Origin of the sequence: Parahaliea mediterranea, assembly GCF_017255185.1 — a bacterium.
In the GTDB taxonomy this organism is placed as follows: domain Bacteria; phylum Pseudomonadota; class Gammaproteobacteria; order Pseudomonadales; family Halieaceae; genus JAFKCZ01.
This window is the reverse complement of record NZ_JAFKCZ010000008.1, coordinates 220097-237268: the sequence shown is the minus strand read 5'-3', so window position 1 is coordinate 237268 and position 17172 is coordinate 220097. Positions and strand designations below refer to the sequence as shown.

The window sequence follows — 17172 nt, the reverse complement described above, 5'->3', positions numbered from 1 at the left end:
TCAATTGGTGGCGACGGCGGTGTCGTCGCCGTCGATGCTGTAGATGGCCATGCCCTGGATCGGATTGCGGATGGCGGAAGTGACCACCCGCTCCCCGCCTTCCAGGCCGGCGCTGATCACCGCCCGCTCGCCGTTGCGGTGGAGCACGTCCACCTGGCGGATGTCCAGGGTGCCTGCCTCGCTCACCAGATAGACCGTATCGCCGGCGCGCAGGGCCTCGGCGGGGATGAGCCGGGCGTCTCGCATCGAGCGCCCCTGGATCGTGGCTTCGACATAGAGCCCAACGGCCATGGGCATGCCCAGGTCCGACACATTGTCGCGGTAGGGGGAGTGCAGTTCCGCCATGCCGTAGAGGGTGCGGGTGGCGGGGTCGATGGCGGCGTCCAGGCGGGTCAACCGCCCCCGCCAGTGTTGCTGGGTACCCGCGACCCGGGCGCTGAAGTCGACCGGCAGGCCCCCGCCCGCTTCCGCCGAATAGCCGATGGGCAGGCCCAGGGAGGCCAGTTGGGCGTCCGCCAGCGGCAGCCGCACCTCCACCACATCGGAGGCGAAGGCGTGCCCCACCACCGCGCCGGCGGTGATGTACTGGCCCTTGTCGGCGCGGGTGGCCGTCAGGCGGCCCTCGAAGGGCAGGGTGATGCGGGTGCGCTCCAGGTCAAGGCGGGCCTGTTCGAGGCCCGCTTCGGCGGCTTCCAGCTGGGCCCGCGCCCGGGCCACCTGGGGTTTTTTCAGGGCCAGGTCGGAGGCGTTGGGCTCATTGCGCAGCTGTTTGCGCGCCACATCGGCGTCGGCCAGGGCCTGTTCCACGGCTACGCGCGCCTCGGCGACGCGGGCCTGCGCCTCGCGCAGGGCCAGGCGGTAGTCGGTGTCCTCGATCTCCAGCAGCGCCTCGCCGGGAGTGATGATCCCGCCTTCGGTGAATTCTGGGGATACGGCGACAATGCGACCGCTCACCTGGGCCACCAGGTCCAGCTCGGTACGCGGTCGCACCTCGCCCTGGGTAAAGACCTCCAGCACCACATCCTGGCGTTGTACCGGCGCAGTGTAGACGCTCACCGGGCGGGCCTTGTCCCCGGATTTTTCGGGTTGGGGTTTGGTGGCGTGCAACAGCACGGATACGCCGACACCGCCGGCGATCACGAGAAGGGGTGCCAGCACCCGGATTATTGTTTTGCCCATAGGTGTGCTCTGACTGTCAGCGGCCATCGCGGCGGGACAGCGGCCCCGGGCGCGACTGGTTGCGCTGGAAACTTTCCTGTTAGACGCATTGTGCCACGTTTCCCTCAAGCCAAACTGTGATTTTCTGCTACTCGCCTACCCCGGTGGGGTATTGCCCAGTGCCGTGGGAGTCTGGGACATTGCCACCGGAACGCATGGATCAGGGAGACAGGCGGGATGCAAAAAACCATAACGGTACGCGCCTTTATCGGCGGCGCCCTGGCGGTGGCCATGCTGGCCGCGCCTCTGCTGGCCGCGCCTCTGCTGGCCGCAGCCACGGAGCCCGTCGGCGGTGCGGGCGCCGGCCGCGACGATGCTGCCCGCGCCGACCGGCTGCTGCACAATGCCAGGGTGTACACCCTGGACCCGGAGCAGCCCTGGGCGGAGGCGGTGGCCATCGCCGGTGACAGGCTGGTTTACGTGGGGGATATGGCGGGCGCGGCGGACTACGTCGACGCCGATACCCAGCGCCTGGACCTGGGCGGCAAACTGGTGCTGCCGGGCTTTATCGACACCCACATCCATGTGGGGGATACCTTCCCCTGGGTGTTCGCCGCCTCCCTGAGCCCGGATATGGGCCCCGGGGAAGTACTGGCCACCGTGGCCGAGTACGCCCGGGCCAACCCGGAACAGGGCCTGATTATCGGCAACGGTTTCCTGGGCGCGGCGTTCGGCGAGCAGGGGCCCACCGCGGCCCAGCTGGACCAGGTGGTGCCCGACCGCCCGGTGATGCTGTTCGACGAGGGCTTTCATACCGCCTGGATCAACAGCAAGGCCATGGCCATGGTGGGCCTGGACGCCCGGACACCGGACCCGGTGCCGGGCCGTCACTACTACAAGCGCTACCCGGATGGCCGACCCACCGGCTGGCTGATCGAGGGCGGGGCCTTCAACTGGATCAGCGAAAAGCTGGGTGTCTCCAGCCCCGGGCGTATCGCCCGCGGAGCGGGGGCCTTCCTGGACACCATGTCCTCGATGGGGATTACCGCGGCCTTTGACGCCGGGATGGTGGATGGCGGCGAGGCCACCTTCGCGCTGATGGAGCGGCTGGTGGAGGAGGGGGAGCTGCCGGTGCGGATCGTGGGCTCCCTGTACACCAATACCGACGATGCATTGGCCACGGCCATGCCGACCCTGCGCGCGCTCAACGCGCGTTTCCACTCCGAATTCCTGGATATTCGCATGCTCAAGGTGTCGCTGGACGGCACCGTGGAGGCCAAGACCGCCTATATGCTCGAGCCCTACGTGCAGCCCCCGGGGCACCGCGGCGACTCACTGGTGTCGGCGGACAGGACCCGGGAGACCGTGTTGCGGGCTGCCCGCGCGGGGATCGACCTGCACCTGCACGCCATCGGCGACGCGGCGGTGCGCATGGGCCTCGACCTCGCCGAGGCGGTGCGCGAGGAAGTCCCGGATTCCGGCGTCCGCATCGCCATGTGCCATATCCAGGTGGTGGACCCGGCGGACGTGCCCCGGTTCGGCGAACTGGACGTGATCGCCCAGTCCACCGCCACCTGGTATGTGTACGACGACGTGGCGGAGAAATACCTGGGGCCGGAGCGGCTGGCGCATTTTTACCCGCTGCGCTCCATCGCCGAGGGCGGCGCGAGGATCACCCTGGGTACTGACTACCCGGCCAGCTGGATCGGGCTGGACGGTCTCAACCCGCTGTTCAATATCGAAATGGCGATGACGCGGCAGCCGGCGGGGGAGGCGGGGTTTGCCGTGCAGCCGCCGGTGTCGGAACGTATCACGCTGGCGCAGGCGATCCGCGCCTACACGCTGGACGCGGCCTATCAACTGCGCCTGGAACACGACATCGGGTCACTGCGGGCGGGCAAGCAGGCCGACCTGGTGGTGCTCAGCGACAACCTGTTTGAGATCGATACCTACGCCATCCATAAAGCCCGGGTGCTGTTGACCATGGTCGATGGCAAAATTGTCTACCGGGAAGGGGCGGAGTAAACCAGGGGGGCTGTAGGGCGGAATTCATTCCGCCGGTTTTGGTCGTTTATTCCACCGGTTTTGGTCGAATGAATTCGACCCTACACGGTGCGTGGTACTCCCCCCTGTAGGGCCGAATTCATTCGGCCAATACCACGGACCTGTCAATGCAGCGATTGAGGGGCCCCGATGGGGCCCCTCCTGTGTCATGCCGCGTGGCTTTGGCCTTCGCCGGCCTTGTCGTGCTCCAGGGCCTCGCCTCCGATGCTGATGCGCCGGGGTTTCATCGCCTCCGGAATTTCCTTCACCAGGCTGATGGTAAGCAGCCCGTTGTCGAGGTCGGCGCCGGTCACTTCCACATGCTCGGCCAGGTTGAACTTGCGTTCGAAAGCCCGGTTGGCAATGCCGCGGTGGAGATACTGGCGCTGGCCTTCGTCGGCCTTGCGGCCACTGACGGTCAGCACGCCGCCCTCGACGTGAATATCCAGGTCGCCGCGTTCGAAGCCGGCTACGGCCAGGGTGATGGCGTAGCGGGAATCGTCCAGCGCCTCGATATTGTAGGGCGGGTAGCCGGAGCCGGCGGCGTCGCTGCGGAAAGCGGCGTCCAGCAGGCTGGCCATGCGGTCGAAGCCGACACTGTTACGGTACAGGGGTGAAAAATCAATCGTGGTCATCACATATCCTCCATAAGAAGCAACACGCTTGAATCGCCTGGTTCCCAGGCGCCGCCGCGGGCCGCTCTGTGTAAGACGCGACCCCGGCACCAATAGACATAGGGGCACCGGAGACACTTTCAAGTCCGCCAGGGGTAAAAATCGAACGGCGATTGGGACAACGCCGGAAAATGTGCCAAAGTGGATAGGGCGGAGGGCCTGTTCGGGCGTAACGCCGGTTTTCGACAGGTGCGAACAGGCCCAGACACGGTTTTTCACCCGGGAGGATTTCATGCTGCTCTCCATTGTCCTGGCGCTCATCGTACTGGGGGCCCTGCTGTACTACCGCGTGACCCTGTTTGCCGGCTCGGTGCTTTTGCTGGCGGCGCTATTTGTTCTGACCCTGTTTGAATCCGCGATGTGGTGGCTGTTGCTGCCGGCGGCGGCGGTGGCCGTGGTGCTCAACACCGAATCCCTGCGCCACAGCGTGCTGACCCGGCCGGTCTACCGCCTGTTGCAGCAAGCGATGCCGCCGATGAGCGACACCGAGCGCGAGGCGCTGGAGGCGGGCACCACCTGGTGGGAAAAGGACCTGTTCAGCGGCCGTCCGGACTGGGACAAGTTCGCCGCCATCCGGGGGCCGCGCCTCAGCGAGAAGGAACAAGCCTTCCTCGACAACGAGGTTGAGACCCTCTGTGACATGCTCGATGAATGGCAGGTCTACAAGGATCGCGACCTCGGCGAGGCCACCTGGGATTACCTCAAGAAACAGGGTTTCTTTGGCCTGATCATTCCCGAGGAGTACGGCGGGCGGAACTTCAGCGCCTATGCCCAGAGCCGGGTGATGAGCAAGATCGCCAGCCGCTCGATCACCGCCGCGGTGACCGCCATGGTGCCCAACTCGCTGGGGCCGGGGGAGCTGCTGATGAAATACGGCACCGACGCGCAGAAACAGCGTTGGCTGCCGGGCCTGGCCAGAGGCGAGGAAATCCCCTGTTTCGGCCTCACCGGGCCGGAGGCGGGCTCCGACGCCGGGGCCATACCGGACATCGGTATCGTCTGCCGGGGCGAGTACGAAGGTGAAGAGGTGCTGGGCCTGCGCCTGAACTTCCGCAAGCGCTGGATCACCCTGGCGCCCATCGCCACCGTGGTCGGCCTGGCCTTCAAACTGCGCGATCCGGACGGCCTCCTGGGCGATCCCGGCAAGCGCGATTACGGCATCACCTGCGCCCTGCTGCCCGCCGACCACCCCGGGGTGCAGATCGGCACCCGCCACAATCCCGGCACGCCGTTCATGAACGGGCCGATCATCGGCCGGGACGTGTTCATTCCCATCGACTGGATCATCGGCGGACCGGAGATGGCCGGCAAGGGCTGGCGCATGCTGATCGAGTGCCTGGGGGTGGGGCGGGGCATTTCCCTGCCATCCCTGGCCACCGCCAGCGGCGAGGTGAATTACCTCACGGTGGGAGCCTTCTCCCGCATCCGCCGCCAGTTCGATATCGAGGTGGGCAAGTTCGAGGGGGTGCAGGAGGCCACCGCCGATATCGCCGCCACCGCCTTTACCCTGGAGGCCATGCGCGAGCTGGTCACCCGCTCCCTGGAGGACGGCGCCCCCTCGGTGGTGACCGCCATGGCCAAGTACCACGCCACGGAGATGATGCGCCGCAGCGTCAACCACAGCATGGACGTGGTTTCCGGGCGCGCGATCCAGCTGGGGCCGCGCAATTTCCTCGCCTTTGCCTACCGCGGGGTCCCGGTGGCCATCACCGTGGAGGGGGCCAATATCCTCACCCGGTCGTTGATGATCTTCGGCCAGGGCGCCCTGCGCTGCCACCCCTACCTGTTTGACGAGATGCAAACCCTGCAGCAGCCTGAGGGGGCGTCGGGACTGCGCGCTTTCGACCGCCTGTTGCTGCGCCACCTGGGCCATCTGGGTTCCAATCTGGCGCGGCTGGCGGCCTTCAGTTTCACGGTGTCCCGATTCAGCCCCGCGCCGGCGGGCGCCGATGCCTTCAGCCGGCGCTGGTACCAGCACATCAATCACATGAGCGCCGCCCTGGCGGTGTGCGCCGATGTGGCGTTGGGCGTCCTGGGGGGCGATCTCAAACGGCGCGAGCTGTTGTCGGCGCGGCTGGGGGATGTCCACAGCCAGTTGTTCATCGCCTGTAGCCTGCTCAAGTTCCGCGACGGCCAGCACCCCGGTCGCGAGCTGGATGTCCACGCCGAGTTCGCCCTCACCCAGGCGCTGTACGGCGCCCAGTCGGCGCTGCTGGCCTTTCTCGAGAATTTCCCGGTGCGCTGGCTGGGCGCCCTGCTGCGCTTTGTCGCCTTCCCCTACGGCCGGGTGCACAGCGCCCCCAGCGACGAGCAGGTGCGCGCCCTGGGGGATCTGATCATGGAGCCCAATCCGGTGCGCCAGCTACTGGCCTCGCGTATCTACGTGCCGGGGGATCCCGAGGACGCGGTCGGACGGGTGGAGCGCACCTACCAGACCCTGTTGCAGGTGGATGACGGCTGGCAGCGCTTCCTGCACGCCTGGCGCAAGGGCGAGGTCGGCGGCGATGATCTGGAGGCCGCGCTGGCCGATGCCGTGGCGCGGGAGGTGATCAGCGAGGAGGCGGCGGCGGGCATTCGACAGTACGACGCGCTGCGTTTCGACTGCCTGCTTACCGATGATTTCGACAAGCTCTAGCGGTCCGCGCCGCCGGGCCCCGGTTCAGCCGGGGCTGGCGGCGGCCTGCGCTTGCGCCGGCGTTCCCGGTACCCGCAGCCGGGTGAGGATTAACGCCGCCGCCGCCAGCAGGACCAGGTAGAGCCAGAAGGCGCTGTGGTAGTCGCCGCTGCGGTCGTACAGGTAGCCGGTGATCACGAAACCGGGCATCACCAGCAGCGTGATCAGGGGGTTCATCAGGCCCATCACCCGGCCGTAGCTGGTGACCCCGAAGATGACCGCCAGCAACGCGCCCCACACCGGCAACATGCCGCCGGCGGCGAGGCCGATAATGACGCAGGCCAGCAGGGTGACCGGGTAGCCGGGTTCCTGCAGCAAAATCACCATGCCCGTGAAGACCAGCGCAATGGCCAGCCACAGTCCCAGGCGCAGGCTGATGCGGTCCGCCGCGACGCCGAACAACAACTTGCCCACCAGGCCGGCGCCGGCGATCGCGGTCATCAGTATTCCGGCGGCCTCGAGTTCGATGCCGGTACCCTGGGCGTAGGGCACCAGGTTGGCCATCAGCGCGGAATACACGCTGAACAGCAGGCCGATCGATAGCCCGATACTCCAGAAGGCGGGGTGGCGCAGAATGCCGCGGAAGTCGATGTCGCCCGCCGGCGCGGCGTGTGCCGCCGGGTTGGGGGCTTCGCCGTCCGGGTGTAGTCCCAGTGCCTGGGGGTGGCTGCGTATCAGCAGCAGCATTAGCGGCAGCACGCCCACCGCCACCGCGATCGCCAGGTATTGCAGGGCGCTGCGCCAGTCCTCCGCGGCGATCCAGTGTCCCAGCACCACGGGCAGTACCAGGCCGCCGATCGAGGTGCCCATGGCCGCGATCCCCAGTGCCCGCCCGCGACGGCTGCTGAACCAGCGCGCGATGGTGGTGGAGCACACCAGGGGCCCCAGGGTGAGGCTGGCGAAACTGATCGATACCCCGAACACCGCCACAAACTGCCAGATACCGCTACTGAGGGACATGCCCCAAAGCCCCAGGGCGAAAATCGCGGCGCCGGCGGCCATCAGCAGGCGGCTGGACACCCGGTCGGCCAGCGCGCCGATCAGCGGCGACAGGACCAGGCCGGCCAGGGTGGTGGCGGTCATCGCCAGGTTCACCTGGGCCCGGGTGGCGCCGTAGCTCTCCTGCAGGGGCACCACGAACAGACCAAAGGAATACGTCATGAAGCCGGTGATAAACAATTGGGCGATGAACGCCCCGCCCACGATCCGCCAACCGTAAAACATGCTTGCCCCGTCGCGTTGTGATGTGCGGCCCACTATACCCCGCCCCCGGGCGGCGCATAGTGAGCCGAAACGTCACTTTGCCGGGGCGCGGTTTAGCAAATCGTATTCCCGGGGGAAGTTTTGCCGGCCAGGTCGCTCAAAAAGTGGTCGGCACCCGCAGGGTGACCTGCACATCCGCCGCCGCCTCGGTGGCGCCGATGGCGACCGACAGGTTCCAGCTGCGCGTGGCGGAGGTGGCGTAGGATACCCCCAGCAGGAAGGAGCCCACCTGGGTGCGCTCGAACAGCGATTCGAGGTCGTTGTCGTTCTCCACCTTGGACTTGAACACCGTGTTGTGCTCGTAGCCCAGGCTGAACGAGGTCTGCTGGTTGATGGCGAAACCGATGCCCATGCTCAGCCCCACGGCGTCGCCGGGGTCCACCTCGCCCTGGGGCTCGCCGACATCGCGCTCCATGTTCCAGAAATAGCTGAGGCTGCCGTAGAGCACCGCGGGGGCGGTGGTATAGAGCATGGTGACGCTGGGCTGCACCCCCCAGAAACCGGAACCGGTGGGTTGCTCCAGCAGGACATCGGTCAATCTCACCCCGTCGTCGCTGAAGATGGTGTCGCGCTCGATATCGAAGGGGCCCTCGCCGGTGTCGCTCTTGACGCGAAGGCTGGCGATGTAAATCGGCCCGCCCATATGGCCGCTGTTGAGCTGGTAGCGCAGCGAGGCCTCCACATCGCCAATGCCGTCGCCGGTGGTGTCGGAGATAAAATCCGCCGACGAACCTTCGAGGATGTCGCGCTGGCGGATGGCCTCGTCTCGATACACGTAGGGCACATAGAGCTCCGCCTCCCAGCGGCCGCCAATACCGTGGCGCGCGGACAGCCCGGTGATGTAGGAGTCGCGTTGCACCTGGGACACGTTGATCAGGCCCACCACCAGGGCCGGTAAAATGGTGAAACCCTCGATGGCCACGGCGGTCGAGGAGGAGTGGGTGTAGGAAAAAGAGGGTTCGAATACCGTCCGTCCCGCGGGGGTCAGTACGCCGCGTACCCCGCGGTCGCTGAATACCACTTGCGGCGTTTGGGATTCCTCCGGCGCCTCGCCAACGGGCTGTTCCACCGGCTGCTCGCTCGATCCGGCGTCCTGGGCCAGCAGGGGCAGGGGGGTGGCGAACAACGCGGAGAGACAGTGGACGAGGGTGATCCGGTGGGGGCGCATCATAAGCCGTATCCTGTTGTTATTGTGGACAAATGGACACCGTGCACCGCGCGTTTCGGTGCCTTGGCCGGGGATGGCTGGCTAGGGGCTCAGGGACTCAGGGACTCGATTGAAGTGGTTTCAATGAGATTGCGAATCATGGCGCCCCGCAGCGTATCCGTGCCAATTATATCCAGGTTAATCAAAGTCAAGTTCTCTATATGTTGATTGTCAAGTGCGTTCTGGATCTGCATGGGCAAACCGCCGTTCAGCGCGCTCGCTCCCGTGCCCGGGGACAGGGTGGACAGGTTACCCAGGTGTTGTGACGCGCTTGTGAAGGCCGGTTGCGTGGCTCCGTCGACCAGCGTGAACACCGGTAGCACCACGCTGACCCGAGACAGGGCTTCGCCGTTGAGGCGGGTGACGCGGTCGAAACTGAAAGCAAAGCGCAGGCCGTTGCTATCGGTAAAACCCCCGCGCAACTCGGCCAGCTGCGCTGGCGGCAGGGCCGTGCCGAGTGTCGCGCCGCGCTGGCAACAGTCCTGTTGCATCGCGTGTCGCACGTAGCCCGGCAGGTCGCCGGGCTCGGCCGCGGCCGCGCCCGCCGCCAGCGATGCCGCCAGCAGCGTCGTCCGCGCGCGCCTGGCGATGTCAGTAGTCATGTGCTCGCGTCGGCAGGCTCAGGGTGAATTCCGCGAGGGTGCGGCGGGAAACCGCTTCGCCCAGCGGCGGCGCCAGCAGGCGGTTCCAGTCCTCGTCCTGGTTGAAGTGCTGCTGGGCCAATTCCATGCGGTTGTGGATGACGAAGAAGATGCCGTTCCACATCGCCTCGAACTCGGCCCGCGAAACCGCGCGAATGCCCAGGGCCGGGTCGCCGAGGATCAGGTGGCCCTCGTTGACGGCCTTGACCACGACGAAGTGCGAGTACCCGCGGGTGTCTATCAGCGCGATGGCGGGAATGCCGACTTCGCGCAGTTTGTCCGGCGAGATGCGAAAACCGTCGGCGCGATAGCCGGCGCGCTCGAGGTACAGCTTCATATCGAGCAGGGAGAAGCCCTTGGCCTGGATTTTCTCCTGGTCGCCGGTCTCGTACATGTCGATGAAAATCTCGCGTTCGGTGTGCGGGCTGTCGAAGTGGTAGGTCAACAGGGTGGCCACCGCCGCGGAACCGCAGCTGAAATCGAAGGCCTGGGGTACCACGCGCTCGAACTTGCGTTCCTGGAAACTGGTTACCGGCACATTCAGCAACATGCCGCCCGGACCGGGCACGTTGACGTTGCCGGCCAGCGCGGAGCCGCAACTGACCGCCACTGCCGCCAGGGCGCAGCGAATGACTGCCCTTGTCACGCTCACGGCTCCAGGTTGACGTTGATCAGCGTGGTGTTTTGAATCACAACGTGGTTACCGGAGTTCTGGACATTGAACACCAGCCCGGCGGCGTTGCTGAACGCGCCGGCTTCCACAAGGTTGCCTCCCGTACTTTGTGAATTGAGTACATTGTTGGCGACGGACGCGTCGGCGCGCACGTCGTTGAGCTGCATAACCAGCTCGTCGATATCCAGCCCCTCCCGTCCCCGGTTTGCATCCAGTTCGCCGGCACTGACCGCGGCCACGGCGAACAAGGGCGAAGGGGAGGGCGGGGCCTCGTTGCTATCCATCGCAATCGATTCGGCAGCAACGCCCGCCGGCAACAGGCACAATGCGCAAGCGCCGATACCTGCGCGGGTACAGCGAAAAGTCAACATGGCGAACTCCTTGCCCCACTCATGCCCGCCGTCGCGTAAAAGCGGTGGCGGCGTCCCTGCCGCCACCCGTACTTCGGGCATTGGGCTAACTGGTCAACATTCGCGGTGTCGAGTCTACAAAGACCCTCCGCCACCACCTCCGAGACTGAGCTCGGATTGCACGCTGACGTTCTGCTGGACCTGGCTGTTGGCCGCGCCGTTCTGGGCGATGCCGGTAATGCCCGACAGCCCGATACCGCTCGCGGCAATGCCGTTGGCGGAGTCGTACATGGCGCCGACTTCCGCGCCACCCAGGGTGGTGCTGTTGTCGGTCACCGTGGCCTCCAGATCCGCCAGGTTCAACGCCACCGCCACGTCAATCAGGGTATTGCCGGAGTTGGTGGTGTCGACGTTGCCCGAATTGCTGATCGTGGTCTCGGTGTTCAGCGAGTTGCTGATGGTCTCGCTGTAGTTGCCGGAGTTATTGAAGCTCTCGTCCACAACGTGGTTTTCGGTGTGAGTGAGGTCGGCGTTGCCCGAGTTATTGGTGGACACATCGGTGTTGAAGGAGTTGGATGCGTCGACGGCCACGTTGCCGGAGTCGTTGTAACTGTTGTTTTCGTTGTACAGCTCGTTCGTGGTCAGGTCGGCGTTGAAGGAACCATTGGTACTGGCGTCGAGGTTGCCCACGCCGTTCAGGTCCACATCGGCGTTGCCGGAGTTGTTTTGCGCGTTGTTGGTGTTCAACACGTTGGTCAAGCCCACGTTGGCATTGTCCGAGTTGTTGGAACTTTCATCAAGGTTGAAGGAGTTGTTTTGCGAATTATCCGAATTGTCGCTCAGGTTGTTGTTGTTGAGCGAGTCGGAAATGGCCATGGCGAATGAATCTTCATTGGCCGATGCGCCATTGTTCATCGCATCCGAAGTGGCTTGGGCGTCTTGTGACGTGGCCGAGGTGGTGGCAGTGTTGGTTGGGTTGCCCCACGCTAGGCCGGCCGAGGTGGCCAGGACAAGCGCACAAAATAGCGGTGTACGTTTCATGACAGTCTCCTCTGACTCCGCGACTATTGCAGGCTAAGCGTGGACTGCACTGATACGTTTTGCTGTATCAGGCTGTTCGCGCCACCGTTTTGTCCCACCAGTGTGATGCCGGCCACATCGCTCAACGAACCCTCCGAAATGGTGTTGCTGGAGGTGTAGGTGGAGCCGGCCTGGATGGGCTGCATGTTGGCACTCACCGTGCCCGACAGGGTCGCCACATTGACCGCCGCGTCGATGTTCAGGCTGAAATTGCCGGAGTCGGTGGTGGTGGTGTTGCCAGAGTCGGTGATTGTCGTCGTGGTGTTGCCCGAGCCTTCCATTACATAGGTTGAGTTCAGGCTGTCGTTGGTGCTTGCGTCGTAGTCGCTGCTCAAATCGGTGGCGGAAGTGACGTTGCCGCTGTCATTGACGCTGCCGTCGAGATTGCCGACGTTGTCCAGGTTGACGGTCAGGTTCTCGCTGCCGTTGGTGCTGTTGTCGGCATTCCACTCCCCATCGAAGGCGGTGGACAGATTGCCGGAGTCATTGGTGCTGGCATTGGTGTTGAAGGAATCGGTCACCCCTATCCCCAGGTTGTTGGAGTCAGTGGCGCTATTGTCGGTGTTGCCGGCGTTGTCGGCGGTCAGTCCGAAGTTGCCGGAGTCGTTGTAACTCGCGTTGGTGTTCTGTGAATCCGTCAGCGAGTTGTTGGAGTTGTCGCTCAGGTCATTGCCATTGGCGACGCCCATGGCGCTGATGGCATCCGAGTATTCATTGGCGGACGCGCCGCCGCTATCGGCGGTGGACGCCGCGGTCGCGGTCTGGGTATCCGCGGTGTCCGCCGTGTTGGTCGGGTTGGCGCTGGCGATGAGCGGTAAACTCATGCCGGCGACCAGGGTCGTCAGAAGTAGGTGTCTCATTGTCCAGTCTCCCTGTGCTCGAAATACTCTCCCTCGGGAAAGTTCGCTTCCTGTATGCTTGCAACATCCTGGTCATGGCCCCGCGGGGCTTTAATACTAATCTGGAAACGCGAGCGCTCATCCTCCCTGATGGACTGTTTGCCTGGTGCATGAATTGCCGGGGCTCCAAACCCGCTGCACAGGCACAGGATCTCCACCTGTCGAGGAGTTTCGGGAGGGTGAATGATTACAGGAAAGCAGCCCCAAGACCTGCGGGTGCGCGCCCATAGAAAACTCCCCCCGAAGCGCCGTAGGGAAGAATAGCAGTGGGAAATGATGTCATAACGACGATTTTAGATTGATTTGACGCAAGCAAATCGACAGGTAGACAACTTTGGAATAGCGCCTTTGGTCTGGTTATTAGGCGCTATTTCGCTAATAGCTAAACCATAGGAATGCGTACTAATCCGTTGTCTTTTTACCGTTGCGTTGTTGCGCGCCTGAAAACGCGGTTTGCGTCATGTCGCCGGACCATTGATGCGCTCATGGTGGGCGCGGAATCGCTCGCTCCTCTCGTCGCAGCCACTCGACGCGCCGTATGCAGGGGGCGGGTGTCGGCGAGACAGGCCAGGGAGCGGGTGGGGAGGAATGCATCTAGCCGAACGCCCGAGGGCGACTTCAGCGCCGCCTCGGGGTGGTGGGCACCCGCGCCATTGGCGGGCAGGTAGGACGGGGTCTGCAGGCTGTCTTCGATGATTTGAAGTTGGTTTGTTGCCCGAAGACATCCCGTCAAAGCTGAAAAATGCGGCACTCAGCCCCTGGCGACTCCGTTCGCGGCCTTGCGCCTGGTCAGGCCCAGGCCGGCGAGACCCAGGCCAAACAGGGCGAGGGTGGCGGGCGTGGGTACAGCCGCCGGGGCGCCGTTTGTTTCCAGCGACAGCATGGAGCGGCCAATGCTAAAGTCGTCCGGATTTAGCAGGCCGCCGAATACGGTGATCTCCAGAAGACCGTCGCCAGCGATGGCGGCGAGAGCCTCCGGGCCGAGTGCGGTGGTCCACAAGCCGTTGACCATGGTGCTGAACTCGCCCGAATCGCCATCCAGTCCTTCCACGATTATCGTGACGAAGTCGGGGTCATCGAATTCCAGATCGTAGCCAAAAAATCCTTTTTCATTGCCATTTTGTTTCGCGTTGTCGTCAAACAGCTCGATGCTTAGTTGGCCGCCCAGTATGTCGCCCTCGCCGAAGGCGGGATCGCCACTAACATCGAGTTCGAAGGTGTGGGATTGCCAGTACCCGACGAATTGATCGACATTCAATTCAGTGGTGATCAGGCCCGCGTGAGCGGATGTGCCCGCGACCAGCCCCGCTGCCAGCAGGCAGGATTTCAGGAGTTGCTTCATTGGATGATGCCCCGTTGTTGAAATGGATTTGTCATTCGCGCCAGGCTCTCTATAAGTGATGCCCGCTTAAGTGATGCCCGGCTGCGGCTCTGACCAGCTAAAAGCACATTGTATGCCAAAATATAAAAAGCCCAATAAAAACAATCAGATGATATGTTTTTGTGCCGTGCCGATGGGGTAAGCGTATAAAACTGTTAAGAATATCGACAGTGATCTATATCACAAAATGAAAGGTTCGGAGTCTGTGTTCCGGGGCCGGACATCCGCGGGGACGCTGAATCCCGGTCTCGGCCCGGATGAGTCCGGTCGGGAGGGGCCTGCCGCCGCCGCGCGCGCCGGCGTTCTCCCCGCCGCGCTGTAAAAAAAACTGACACTGCTTTCCCCGCGAAGGCGCGCCGCGCCCGGGGTGGACGCCTTTGTGGGCGTTGTGACGTTCCCGATGGCCGGTTAGCGGCGGGCGGCCGGTTCACGATCGCCCCGGGATTGTCAGTTTTTTTTACAGGGGGCTGGCGTTCGCTTTCTCGGGAATTTTTAACCTGTTGAAAAACAAGTAAAAATTTTTATTGGCATTGTACTTGCTTTATCCGGTTCGTGGCGATCATGTGCGTCGTGTCAGAGGTCGACGGCCCGACACCAGAGCACTCGAGACGAGACCGGGGTCGCCAGGGAACTAGGCAACTCTGATTCCTTTGAAGGAGGATTCAAAAATGAAAGTAAATAAGTGGATTTCAACCAAGGCCGCGGCGATCGCAGTGGCAGCGTGTGTGTCGGGGCCGGTGGCGGCCGACCCGATCATTACGTGGGACTGGGTACTCAACGCCGGCTGGACCAACGGCGTACTGCAGGGCGGCGGCGCGCCAACGCCGGCCACCCCGGTGGACATTGACCCGACCAATCCCGGGAATGAGGGCGATGCCCAGATCTCCTGGGGTACGAGCACGGGTCAAGGCCAGAGTTCCCTGGTGATCAACAACCCCAACCTGAGTTCGCCGAACGTCGACGGCGTCGGCCCGCAAGGCGAGGGCGAGGTCGTACTCGTGGACCAGGGGGACGGCACGTGGTCATCCGGGTTCGTGGCCGGCACCAGCATTACCCACAACAATTTCCCGATCACCGGGAACTCGTTGGTGTCCGTGGCGCTGACTGAGTGGTTCACCCTCGCTCCGGACGGCGACAATGTGCTGCCCCAGGGGACGTTCCTCGACACGCCGGAATTCGACATCCTGTTCGTGGAGACGCCTAACTCGACTCCCTGCGGCTTCCCCAGCACCAGTGTCTGCGACGACATTTTCGTGGTCCTGAACCCGGTACTGCTGAACCAGTCCTTCCAGGTTGGCAACTATCTCTACAACATCGAGATCCAGCAAACCGGCCTGACTCCGCTGTCGCCCCAGGTCTGTGACGTGGTCGCGCCTGAGCTGGGTGGCCAATGTGTTGGCTTCCAGACCGTGGAAGGTGAGTCCAGCACCGGTCAGTTCGGCTTCGTGCTCACCGCTCGCGAAATCTCCGAGCCCGCCATGCTGGGGCTGTTTGGCCTCGGTCTGCTCGGGCTGGGCTACGGTCGCCGCCGGGCGCGCCGGTAACCGTGCGGGGTGCGGGCTCTCCCGGAGTCCGCTTCTCGACCCGGTTGTTCGCAAGGGGGGGCTTCGTCCCGCGGGGCCCCCAACCAGGAAAGCCACTGCCAGCAGTGGCTTTCTTCGTTTTCATGCCGGACTGGCCAATTGGATTGCCTTTCCTGTCTTGCGTCGGGCTTGCCGCGCATAGGTATTCGCGCTAGCGTTAGGCCAGATGCATAACTACAACCTCCCGCACCGTTATCAATCGCTGTTATTGCCGAAGCGTTTCAATCCGGCGCTATTCGTGGCGCTGCTGTTATTGGCCTTGCACCGAAGCGCCGGGGCCGCGCCATCCCCGGGTAGCCTGCCGGACATTGTCCAGAGTATCAGTGCCTCCGTGGTGGCGGTGGGTACCGTCCGGCCGTCCCCCCGTGGACAGGGGGTGCCCTTTGCCAGCCGTTACATGGGTACGGGGTTCAGTTTGGCGGACGGGACCCTGATCGCCACCAGCCTGCATGTGGTTGACCAGGCCTTGCCGCCGGAAGAGCGTCTCGTCACCTTCACCCGGGAGCAGGGGGGCGCGGGAATCCGCAGCGCGGAACTGGTGGCGTCCGACCCGGTGCACGATCTCGCCCTGCTGCGTATTGCGGGTACGCCGGTGCCTCCATTGCCCCTCGCGGGCGACGACACGCTTGCGGCCGGCACTGAAATCGCGTTTAGCGGCTTTCCGCTGGGGGTGGCAACGGGGGTGATTCCCGTGACCCACCGGGGCATTGTGGCGGCAACAACGCCGTTGGCGACGCCCGTCGCGCGCAGCGAGCAGCTCGGCGCCGCCCAGCTCAGGGCGATTCGCGACGGCTTCAGCGTCTACCAGCTGGATGCCCTGGCGCTTCCCGGGCACAGTGGTAGCCCGGTATTTCTGACCTCGAAGCCCGCGGTGGTGGCGGTACTCATGGGTAGCCTCAAGGTGGGCCTGCCCGATGTCGCCGGAGAAAGCATAAACCTGGGGGTCGGGTACGCGGTGCCGGTCAAGCATCTGCGGGCCTTGTTGCAGGACCTGGGCCCGGCGGAGGAGCGCAGGTGAGGTGGTGGCCGCGCAGGCGCGCGTTGCTGGTTGTCTGTGCCGCCAATCTTTGCCGCTCCCCCATGGCCGAGGGGATGCTGCGCCAGGGGCTGCGGGCGCGGGGCCTGCAGCGCCAATTCACCGTTGCATCGGCGGGGACGCACGTTCAATCGGTCGGCAGGCGCGCGGACCAAAGAGCCCTGCGGGTCATGGCCGAGCGCGGTGTCGACATTTCCCGGCACCGGGCTCGGCCCATAAAAAAAGTCCGAATCGAGCGCTTCGAGCGTATACTGGTGGTGGACAGGGCTACCATGGAAAGCCTTCGCAAACAGCTGCCGGGCGAGTTCGCGGCGAGACTGGGCTGGCTCATGGACTATGCTCCAGGGGGGGGCGACGTGAATCTGGCCGACCCTTATTTTGGTCCGGAATCGGGTTTTCGCGCGCTTTACCGGCAGCTTGAGCCGGTGATCGCGGGGGTGCTCGATGAATGGTGCCGGGATGCCGGGCCCGCAGGCTGAGGTGGTCGAGGTCGTGGCCATGTGCCGGTAC

General features: G+C 64.3%; 15 protein-coding genes. 5 read left to right on the top strand and 10 right to left on the bottom strand.

Going from position 1 to position 17172, the window contains the following annotated elements:
• Positions 1 to 1179 carry an efflux RND transporter periplasmic adaptor subunit gene (locus tag JYP50_RS12835; protein ID WP_206560931.1) on the bottom strand — a complete coding sequence of 393 codons (1179 nt, stop codon included), beginning with the start codon at positions 1177 to 1179 and terminating at the stop codon, positions 1 to 3.
• A gap of 216 nt (positions 1180 to 1395) precedes the next feature.
• On the opposite strand from JYP50_RS12835, the gene JYP50_RS12830 reads away from it, so the two are divergent.
• On the top strand, positions 1396 to 3183 hold the full coding sequence (locus tag JYP50_RS12830) for an amidohydrolase (RefSeq protein ID WP_241263103.1): 1788 nt from the start codon (positions 1396 to 1398) through the stop codon (positions 3181 to 3183).
• 185 nt (positions 3184 to 3368) lie between these two features.
• On the opposite strand, the gene JYP50_RS12825 is transcribed toward JYP50_RS12830, so the two are convergent.
• Entirely contained in the window at positions 3369 to 3836 is a 468-nt protein-coding gene (locus JYP50_RS12825) for an Hsp20 family protein (RefSeq protein WP_206560930.1), read from the bottom strand.
• Between the two features lie 271 nt (positions 3837 to 4107).
• Here JYP50_RS12825 and JYP50_RS12820 point away from each other — a divergent pair, with 271 nt between their 5' ends.
• Positions 4108 to 6510, top strand: a complete 2403-nt coding sequence (locus tag JYP50_RS12820) for an acyl-CoA dehydrogenase (protein ID WP_206560929.1) — start codon at positions 4108 to 4110, stop codon at positions 6508 to 6510.
• A gap of 24 nt (positions 6511 to 6534) precedes the next feature.
• Here JYP50_RS12820 and JYP50_RS12815 read toward each other — a convergent pair whose 3' ends face one another.
• The 8 genes from JYP50_RS12815 to JYP50_RS12780 form a co-directional block, all read right to left on the bottom strand.
• Complete coding sequence (locus JYP50_RS12815) at positions 6535 to 7773, bottom strand: MFS transporter (RefSeq protein ID WP_206560928.1); 1239 nt, start codon at positions 7771 to 7773, stop codon at positions 6535 to 6537.
• Positions 7774 to 7909: 136 nt separating this feature from the next.
• Positions 7910 to 8983, bottom strand: a complete 1074-nt coding sequence (locus JYP50_RS12810; protein ID WP_206560927.1) for a hypothetical protein — start codon at positions 8981 to 8983, stop codon at positions 7910 to 7912.
• An 86-nt stretch (positions 8984 to 9069) separates the two neighbouring features.
• A complete protein-coding gene (locus JYP50_RS12805; protein WP_206560926.1) occupies positions 9070 to 9621 on the bottom strand; it encodes a hypothetical protein in 552 nt (183 codons plus the stop codon).
• On the bottom strand, positions 9611 to 10306 hold the full coding sequence (locus tag JYP50_RS12800; protein WP_206560925.1) for a cysteine peptidase family C39 domain-containing protein: 696 nt from the start codon (positions 10304 to 10306) through the stop codon (positions 9611 to 9613). The genes JYP50_RS12805 and JYP50_RS12800 overlap by 11 nt, the downstream gene beginning before the upstream one ends.
• Before the next feature lie 2 nt (positions 10307 to 10308).
• A complete protein-coding gene (locus JYP50_RS12795; protein WP_206560924.1) occupies positions 10309 to 10704 on the bottom strand; it encodes a hypothetical protein in 396 nt (131 codons plus the stop codon).
• Between the two features lie 114 nt (positions 10705 to 10818).
• Positions 10819 to 11559 carry a hypothetical protein gene (locus JYP50_RS12790; RefSeq protein ID WP_206560923.1) on the bottom strand — a complete coding sequence of 247 codons (741 nt, stop codon included), beginning with the start codon at positions 11557 to 11559 and terminating at the stop codon, positions 10819 to 10821.
• A gap of 188 nt (positions 11560 to 11747) precedes the next feature.
• A complete protein-coding gene (locus tag JYP50_RS12785) occupies positions 11748 to 12623 on the bottom strand; it encodes a hypothetical protein (RefSeq protein WP_206560922.1) in 876 nt (291 codons plus the stop codon).
• A 790-nt stretch (positions 12624 to 13413) separates the two neighbouring features.
• Positions 13414 to 14004 carry a PEP-CTERM sorting domain-containing protein gene (locus JYP50_RS12780; RefSeq protein WP_206560921.1) on the bottom strand — a complete coding sequence of 197 codons (591 nt, stop codon included), beginning with the start codon at positions 14002 to 14004 and terminating at the stop codon, positions 13414 to 13416.
• Positions 14005 to 14711: 707 nt separating this feature from the next.
• Here JYP50_RS12780 and JYP50_RS12775 point away from each other — a divergent pair.
• The 3 genes from JYP50_RS12775 to JYP50_RS12765 all read left to right on the top strand — a co-directional run bounded on the left by JYP50_RS12775 (position 14712) and on the right by JYP50_RS12765 (position 17141).
• Positions 14712 to 15587: a THxN family PEP-CTERM protein gene (locus JYP50_RS12775; protein ID WP_206560920.1), complete on the top strand. Its 876-nt coding sequence runs from the start codon at positions 14712 to 14714 to the stop codon at positions 15585 to 15587.
• A 205-nt stretch (positions 15588 to 15792) separates the two neighbouring features.
• Positions 15793 to 16644: a S1 family peptidase gene (locus JYP50_RS12770; RefSeq protein WP_206560919.1), complete on the top strand. Its 852-nt coding sequence runs from the start codon at positions 15793 to 15795 to the stop codon at positions 16642 to 16644.
• Entirely contained in the window at positions 16641 to 17141 is a 501-nt protein-coding gene (locus tag JYP50_RS12765) for a low molecular weight protein-tyrosine-phosphatase (RefSeq protein WP_347136784.1), read from the top strand. Before JYP50_RS12770 ends, JYP50_RS12765 begins: the two co-directional genes overlap by 4 nt.
• Positions 17142 to 17172 lie beyond the last annotated feature (31 nt).

Coding starts and splice junctions, on each gene's coding strand:
- JYP50_RS12835 (WP_206560931.1), bottom strand. CDS start 1,179: ATGGGCAAAACAATAATCCGGGTGCTGGCACCCCTTCTCGTGATCGCC.
- JYP50_RS12830 (WP_241263103.1), top strand. CDS start 1,396: ATGCAAAAAACCATAACGGTACGCGCCTTTATCGGCGGCGCCCTGGCG.
- JYP50_RS12825 (WP_206560930.1), bottom strand. CDS start 3,836: ATGACCACGATTGATTTTTCACCCCTGTACCGTAACAGTGTCGGCTTC.
- JYP50_RS12820 (WP_206560929.1), top strand. CDS start 4,108: ATGCTGCTCTCCATTGTCCTGGCGCTCATCGTACTGGGGGCCCTGCTG.
- JYP50_RS12815 (WP_206560928.1), bottom strand. CDS start 7,773: ATGTTTTACGGTTGGCGGATCGTGGGCGGGGCGTTCATCGCCCAATTG.
- JYP50_RS12810 (WP_206560927.1), bottom strand. CDS start 8,983: ATGATGCGCCCCCACCGGATCACCCTCGTCCACTGTCTCTCCGCGTTG.
- JYP50_RS12805 (WP_206560926.1), bottom strand. CDS start 9,621: ATGACTACTGACATCGCCAGGCGCGCGCGGACGACGCTGCTGGCGGCA.
- JYP50_RS12795 (WP_206560924.1), bottom strand. CDS start 10,704: ATGTTGACTTTTCGCTGTACCCGCGCAGGTATCGGCGCTTGCGCATTG.
- JYP50_RS12790 (WP_206560923.1), bottom strand. CDS start 11,559: ATGGCCATTTCCGACTCGCTCAACAACAACAACCTGAGCGACAATTCG.
- JYP50_RS12785 (WP_206560922.1), bottom strand. CDS start 12,623: ATGAGACACCTACTTCTGACGACCCTGGTCGCCGGCATGAGTTTACCG.
- JYP50_RS12780 (WP_206560921.1), bottom strand. CDS start 14,004: ATGAAGCAACTCCTGAAATCCTGCCTGCTGGCAGCGGGGCTGGTCGCG.
- JYP50_RS12775 (WP_206560920.1), top strand. CDS start 14,712: ATGAAAGTAAATAAGTGGATTTCAACCAAGGCCGCGGCGATCGCAGTG.
- JYP50_RS12770 (WP_206560919.1), top strand. CDS start 15,793: ATGCATAACTACAACCTCCCGCACCGTTATCAATCGCTGTTATTGCCG.